Raw genomic sequence first — 6,358 nt, 5'->3', positions numbered from 1 at the left:
TGCTTATTAGCCCTGCCTGCCCCATCGAATTGCGCTTTGCTATCTATGATATCACGCCACCCCTTCTGTGTCAATGTCAAAATGCCATGTTTGGCGGGAAAATTTTGGTCTCAGGGGTTGACAAATTAATGGGCATCGGCTATAATAAACCCGTGCCTCCAACCCGGACTTATGTGCAATGCACTGAGTGCTTATAGGTGTTGCACTCAGTGTGAAGTTGAGCTGCACCGATATTATATCACTTCTGAGAAAGAATATCGATGATTCGGAAGCGAAATGGCCGCGATCGCAACCCGTGTGGAGCGGAAGGGATATGTCATTTCATCTCACATAAAATAGTTCTTAAAGAATTATTACTATTTAGGGAAAATCGGCAAGGAAATTTTATCCTAGAATGACTGTTTAACGGTGGAGGAGGCAAAAAACCAGTTTCCTCACCCTTTGTCGTTCGGGGTTTGATATGACTGCATTGCTTGCCCTGCTAGCGTTTTATGTTGCTTTGAACCTGGGAGCCAATGACGTAGCCAACTCGATGGGGACCTCCGTAGGTTCCAAGGCACTGACCCTGGGACAAGCCCTGGCGATCGCCGGCATTTTAGAATTTAGCGGAGCCGTACTGTTTGGCCAGGAAGTCTCCCAAACCCTAGCCACCGAGGTGGTGGATACCAGAGTATTTGTCAACAGCCCACAAGTGCTGCTGGTGGGAATGGTGTGCGTGATGCTCACCTGTGGGATATGGCTGGCGATCGCCACCAGTCAAGGGTGGCCCGTGGCCTCCTCCCACGCCATCGTGGGGGCGATCGCCGGGTTCAGTATGGTCGCCGTAGGAGCTTCAGCCGTACACTGGAGTACCATCGGGTTAATTTCCATCACCTGGGTGCTCACCCCCCTAGTCAGTGCGGCGATCGCCGCCATTCTTTACAGCTTCATCAAGCGGTTCATTTTAGAGTACCCCGACCCCTTGAACCAGCTCCGGGAATGGATTCCCTGGTTGAGTGCGGGGCTGCTGAGCGTATTTGGCGCGATCGTGCTGCCTCCCGTGATGCAGCCGGTCAATGCCTGGATTGCCAACCGATATGGCATTACCCTACCCCCCCACGACTTGCCCTTAGCGGTGGGAGCCACAGCAGCGATCGCCCTTACCCTAGTGCAATGGCGTCAGCTAAAACCGCGCCCTCCCGAGGAGAGGAGTGCAGACCAGGGAAATACCTTTTCCCCCATCGAAAGTCAACTGGCGCGCTTTCAAGTGCTGAGTGCCTGCTTTGTCGCCTTCGCCCACGGATCCAACGATGTAGGCAATGCCGTAGCTCCATTAGCCGCGATCGCCACCATTCAGCGAACCGGTGCGGTTCCCCTGGGAGATTTCAGGGTTCCCTTGTGGATTTTGCTGCTTGGGGGTGTCGGCATCGTGACAGGTTTAGCAATCTGGGGTAAAAAAGTAATAACCACCGTTGGGGAAAACATCATCCCCTTGCAACCCAGCAGCGGCTTTTGTGCCGAACTCGCCACCGCGACCACCGTATTAGTGGCATCTCGGATTGGCTTACCCGTTTCCACCTCTCATTCATTAGTCGGAGGCGTGGTGGGAATTGGGCTAGTGCAAAGCCTGAAATCCATTCGCCTGCAAACGGTGCGCGCGATTTTCGTGGCCTGGCTGATTACCGTTCCGATCGCTGCTATTCTAGGAGCCAGTATTTTTAGTGTGGTGCGTCTTTTCATGTAGGCAGCCTTCCCTGCCTCAGGCATCAGGAGCGATCGGCGCGCAAAGCCTTTCGGCACCTAGCAAAACCGTGGCCCCGATAAAAATTGAGGCCACTTTAATCAGAAAAAGCGAAACATTTCATCCGATAACATCGAGCGAAAATGTCAAATCAGGGGGTCAACATCAGCCCGGAGGGGAACAGCCCACAAGCGAAAGCGCGAATGAGTCAAACACTCAGACGAATCAGCCAAGCGTAACCGCATGAGCCGCAAACAACTTTCTTGACCACCCAAAACCTAGAGGTAAGAGAATAATGGGGCAACTGGACAATCAACCGGAACATTCTGGATCGGCAGATCCCAGGGAAATGGAACAACTCCTGCGATCGATGACCCAACAGCTGCGAGAGATACAGCAAAACATGGGGGTTCAGTTATCGCAGGACATGGCGCGGCTGCAGGCAGAACAATCTCGCCTCACCGCCGACATTCAAAGATTGCAAAACCAACAGCAGCAACTGCAATCGCGGCAAATGCAGTCCGCACCCGGGCGAATTGCCAATCAGCAGCAGTGGACCAAACAACTGGCGCAAGTGATGGCATCGCAGTTGCAAGCAGAATTGAGCGATCGCTTCAAGCAACTGGCAGCCCCGCCGCCGCCACCGCCGCCCCTCACGGGTGCCGAAGCGCCGCCCAGCTTATCGCCCCCCCAAGCCACCCCGAGCAACTATAACGAAAACGCCTATCGGTTGCTCGCCTCCCTCGACACCACCCTCAACACCACCTTCAAAACCCTGCAGCAGGAACTCAGCAGCTATCAAAGCTCCTTATCCCAGCAGCTTGGGCGAATGCACTCCTTGCAGCAGCAGGGGGAAGTGATTTTAGAGACCCTGGTCGATCGCCTGATCGAACAACTGCAAGAAGAAGCCAGCAACGTGCAAACCACCGCCGAGATAATCTCCGGCGGCCCGCAACAACGGCTGGCGATCGCCCAGCAGCAACAGCAAAGAGCGCAAACCGGTACCGCGCCCCCCTCCAGTCCCACTCAACCCCGGGATCCAGAGAAAGCCGCGATCGCCGAACCGAGAACCGCACCCCCTGCCACCCCAGCACCCACCCCCAATCCGGAAAACAAAGCCTTTCTCACCGGCATCATCCTCGCGCTGTTTTCCTCCCTAACAATTTCGTTTCAAAACATTGTCACGCGGGTGATTTTGAGCGAGCAGTCCCTCTTCGGACTGGGATCGGGACAAATCCTCGCCCCTGGCGTGGGCAATTCCCTGTTGATTTTGGCCATCCGGATGTTAATTGTGGTGCCCTTGATGGGGTTAATCGTCGCACCGGTGCTTTATCCCAACACCTGGCGCGACTTAAAACAACTGGGCAACCCAGAAAAGCGGGGTAAGGTGTGGTACGCGATCGGCAGTGGAATCTGTCTGTTTGCCTCCCAGTTTTGTATTTATATCGCCCTGGGAAATATTGCCACCGGCATTGCCATCACCTTATTCTTTATTTTCCCCCCGGTGACCGCGATTTTAGCCTGGCTTATTTTTGGTGCCCGTCCCACCTTTATTTTTGCCCTCGCCACCCTGACGATTTTTTCCGGCTGCTTTCTCACCGTTTCCGCCAACATCGGGGCACCGGGGTTTGGCGACCCCCGATTAGGAGCAGTGATGGCCATTATGGCTGGTTTGACCTTTGCCGGCTATGTGATTTTTACCCAACTTAGTTCCAAAAAGCTCAAGCTGCATCCGGCCCCATTTAGCGTGATTAACTTCACCGTGATTCTGCTTTTGTCCGTCCCCTTAGTGCTCATCGGCGGAGAAGCCACCGGCGTCAATGACGGATTTTTGGCTTGGACCGTAGCCGAAGGAATGTGGGGGGCGCTGATTTGGGGAAGCGTGGCCCTCGCCGCCACCACGGCGATCGGCTACGTACTCAATAACTTTGCCATTCCCATCATTGGCGCGCCCTTAGCCTCGGTGATTGCAGCAACCGGTCCTGGATTGACCAGCTTGATGGCGTTAATCTTCATTGGCGAAGAATTGGGTCTCAATGAGTGGCTCGGAGTATTTATTGTCAGCGTGTGGGTTCTCGGGATTAGTGTGGATAACATGAACAAGCAAAAGAAACCCGCACCTCCTCCCTCTGCCCCTGCGAAGCAAAGAGCGTAATCCCCCGTTTCAGCAGCATCGCGCTCCACTGGTCGGGACAAGGCAGAGTCTTGTCCCGATTTTAATGGTTCGGCATCATGGAGTTCGCCCTCGCGCGATCGCCCTTCTGTGACTCAGGTCAAGCAAAATCCCAGCCATCGCAAGAGCGATCGCTGGGATTGTCAGTCTTTCCTCAACGGAGAGGGAGGGATTCGAACCCTCGTTAGAGTTGCCCCTAAACAGCATTTCCAGTGCTGCGCCTTCAACCACTCGGCCACCTCTCCCTGTAGGGAAATATTCAGTTGTTTTACCCACCGAAAAACTATCGTAGCAGAACAGAGTCGGTTTTGCAAACCCTTGGGAAAAAATTTTTGAGAACCCCGGGGTAAAGCGGCGGGGGAAGAGGCGAAAACCCCCGCGAACCGGGGATGAGCGGAGGTTGCCAGAGAGTAGCGCGCCCCCAGTGGCGATCGCCCCTAGATTTGCCAACCGGATTTATCGTACCCTAAGCTTAAAAACTATTGCATCACTTAGGTGGTTACCACTCATCGAACCATGACTCGAACCTACACTGTGAAGATTCACAATCGGCAAACCGGCGATCGCCATGTCATCCAAGTTCCCGAAGACCGCTACATCCTGCAAAATGCGGAAAACCAAGGGGTAAACCTGCCGTTTTCCTGTCGCAATGGGGCTTGCACCACCTGTGCGGTGCGCGTCATTTCTGGCGAAATCGATCAACCCGAAGCAATGGGTCTGTCTCCCGCATTGCGCGATCGCGGATATGCCCTGCTGTGCGTCAGCTATGCCCGTTCTGACTTAGAGGTGGAAACCCAAGACGAAGATGAAGTTTACGAACAGCAATTCGGTCGTTACTTCGGCAAAGGAAAGGTGCGCGTCGGACTACCCCTCGACGAAGATTAACCCCCACCGCCGCACAATGAAATTAACCGACCCGTTCCGATGTTTGCTCTTAGGCTGTTTGCTGATGAGTTGTTCCACCCCAGAAACCCCGCAAGGGGTCGCGGTGCAAGTAGATCGGGTAGTCAGTGGAAATACCCTCGAAGTCAGCAACCCCAGAGAAACATTTCCCCAACCACAGCGGGTGCGTCTATTAGGCATTGATGCCCCGGATTTGAAGCAAGACCCTTGGGGAGAGGAGGCGAAACAACAACTGGAACGCTGGACCGAGGGTCACTCGGTGGTGTTGGAAACCGATACCGAATTGGAAGATATTTACGGACGCCAATTGGCCTATGTATGGCGCGACGGAGAACTGATTAACGAAGAACTACTAAAACAGGGGATGGCGATCGCCGTGGTGCGATCGCCCAACACCAAATACCAACAGCGCTTTGCAGATGCCCAAGAATGGGCTAGACTCATGGGGCGCGGCATTTGGAACCCCAAACAGCCCCTGCGCCAAACCCCCAGTCAGTTTCGCCGCCTGCAGCGATAAGCGGAGGCGATCGCCATCGCCCCGGAACCTTCTCAACTGAAACCTTACCACTCACCCATGAGCGATTATTCCCGAGAACAACTGCAAATTTATTTAGAGATTGCCACAGAAGCGGCATTAGCTGCCGGTGCGGTTTTACAATCCTACTGGGGCAACCTAGAGGCGATCGAAGAAAAAGGGCGTCCGGGGGATTTAGTCACCGCCGCCGATAAAGCCGCAGAAGACACCCTGCTCAAAGTGCTGCACCGTCACGTCCCCGAACATGGTATCCTCGCCGAAGAAAGCGGCGCATTAGGAGATAAAAGCAGCAAATACCGCTGGGCGATCGACCCCCTCGATGGCACGACCAATTTTGCCCATCAATATCCCATGTTTGCCGTTTCTGTCGGGTTACTAATTGACGGAGTGCCCCAAGTAGGGGTGGTTTTCGACCCGTTTCATCAGGAATTATTTCGCGCCGCCAGCGGATTGGGGGCCACCCGCAACCGCCGCGCGATCGCCGTCTCGGATACCGCCAACCTCGCTAACAGCTTACTCGTCACCGGCTTTGCTTACGATCGCCGCGAAACCGCTGACAATAACTATGCCGAATTTTGCCACCTGACCCATCTCACCCAAGGAGTGCGCCGTAGCGGTTCCGCCTCCATCGATCTGTGTTATGTGGCTTGCGGTCGTTTGGATGGATACTGGGAACGGGGACTCTCGCCGTGGGATATGGCTGCCGGTGCGGTTATCTTGCGCGAAGCAGGGGGCAACGTCACCGCCTATGATGGCACGCCCTGGCGCATCGAAACCGGGCGGATTTTAGCCACCAATGGCAAACTCCACGGCGAACTCAGTCAAGAACTGCAGCAGGTTCGACCCCTAGAACCCTGGGCCAATCCCACCCCCAGTTCACCGTAGTCACTCTCACCCGTGACGGCGATCGCGACAAGCGAACCTCTTGCGAAGTACACTGGAAATAAATAGTGCGATTCGTTCCCGCAAAAGTGGAGGGTAAATGCCTGAAGCGTGAGCGGGGCAAGGAACACAGCCCTTAAAGGCT

Annotated in this window: 6 protein-coding genes and 1 tRNA gene; 6 read left to right on the top strand and 1 reads right to left on the bottom strand. The window is 54.7% G+C overall.

Features of this window, described 5'->3' with window-relative positions:
• The 3 genes from LKK83_RS20310 to LKK83_RS20300 all read left to right on the top strand — a co-directional run.
• Positions 1 to 197: hypothetical protein (locus LKK83_RS20310; RefSeq protein WP_324633139.1), on the top strand; the 197-nt coding region annotated here is incomplete at its 5' end.
• 263 nt (positions 198 to 460) lie between these two features.
• Positions 461 to 1,723, top strand: coding sequence for an inorganic phosphate transporter (locus LKK83_RS20305; protein WP_324633137.1), 1,263 nt, complete (start codon positions 461 to 463; stop codon positions 1,721 to 1,723).
• Positions 1,724 to 2,015: 292 nt separating this feature from the next.
• Complete coding sequence (locus tag LKK83_RS20300) at positions 2,016 to 3,875, top strand: DMT family transporter (protein WP_324633136.1); 1,860 nt, start codon at positions 2,016 to 2,018, stop codon at positions 3,873 to 3,875.
• Positions 3,876 to 4,051: 176 nt separating this feature from the next.
• Here the strand turns inward: LKK83_RS20300 and LKK83_RS20295 are convergent.
• A tRNA-Ser gene (locus LKK83_RS20295) sits at positions 4,052 to 4,138 on the bottom strand.
• Between the two features lie 271 nt (positions 4,139 to 4,409).
• On the opposite strand from LKK83_RS20295, the gene LKK83_RS20290 reads away from it, so the two are divergent.
• Genes LKK83_RS20290 through LKK83_RS20280 form a run of 3 tightly spaced genes read left to right on the top strand, consistent with a single transcriptional unit; the run spans position 4,410 to position 6,216 of the window.
• Positions 4,410 to 4,778 (top strand): 2Fe-2S iron-sulfur cluster-binding protein, encoded by a 369-nt coding sequence (locus LKK83_RS20290; protein WP_324633135.1) that lies wholly within the window; start codon positions 4,410 to 4,412, stop codon positions 4,776 to 4,778.
• Between the two features lie 16 nt (positions 4,779 to 4,794).
• Complete coding sequence (locus LKK83_RS20285; RefSeq protein WP_324633133.1) at positions 4,795 to 5,313, top strand: thermonuclease family protein; 519 nt, start codon at positions 4,795 to 4,797, stop codon at positions 5,311 to 5,313.
• 57 nt (positions 5,314 to 5,370) lie between these two features.
• Positions 5,371 to 6,216, top strand: coding sequence for an inositol monophosphatase family protein (locus LKK83_RS20280; protein ID WP_324633132.1), 846 nt, complete (start codon positions 5,371 to 5,373; stop codon positions 6,214 to 6,216).
• Positions 6,217 to 6,358 lie beyond the last annotated feature (142 nt).

Origin of the sequence: Phormidium sp. CCY1219 (assembly GCF_035615515.1) — a bacterium.
Taxonomy (GTDB): domain Bacteria; phylum Cyanobacteriota; class Cyanobacteriia; order Cyanobacteriales; family Laspinemataceae; genus CCY1219.
This window is presented reverse-complemented; position numbering and strand designations above follow the sequence as displayed.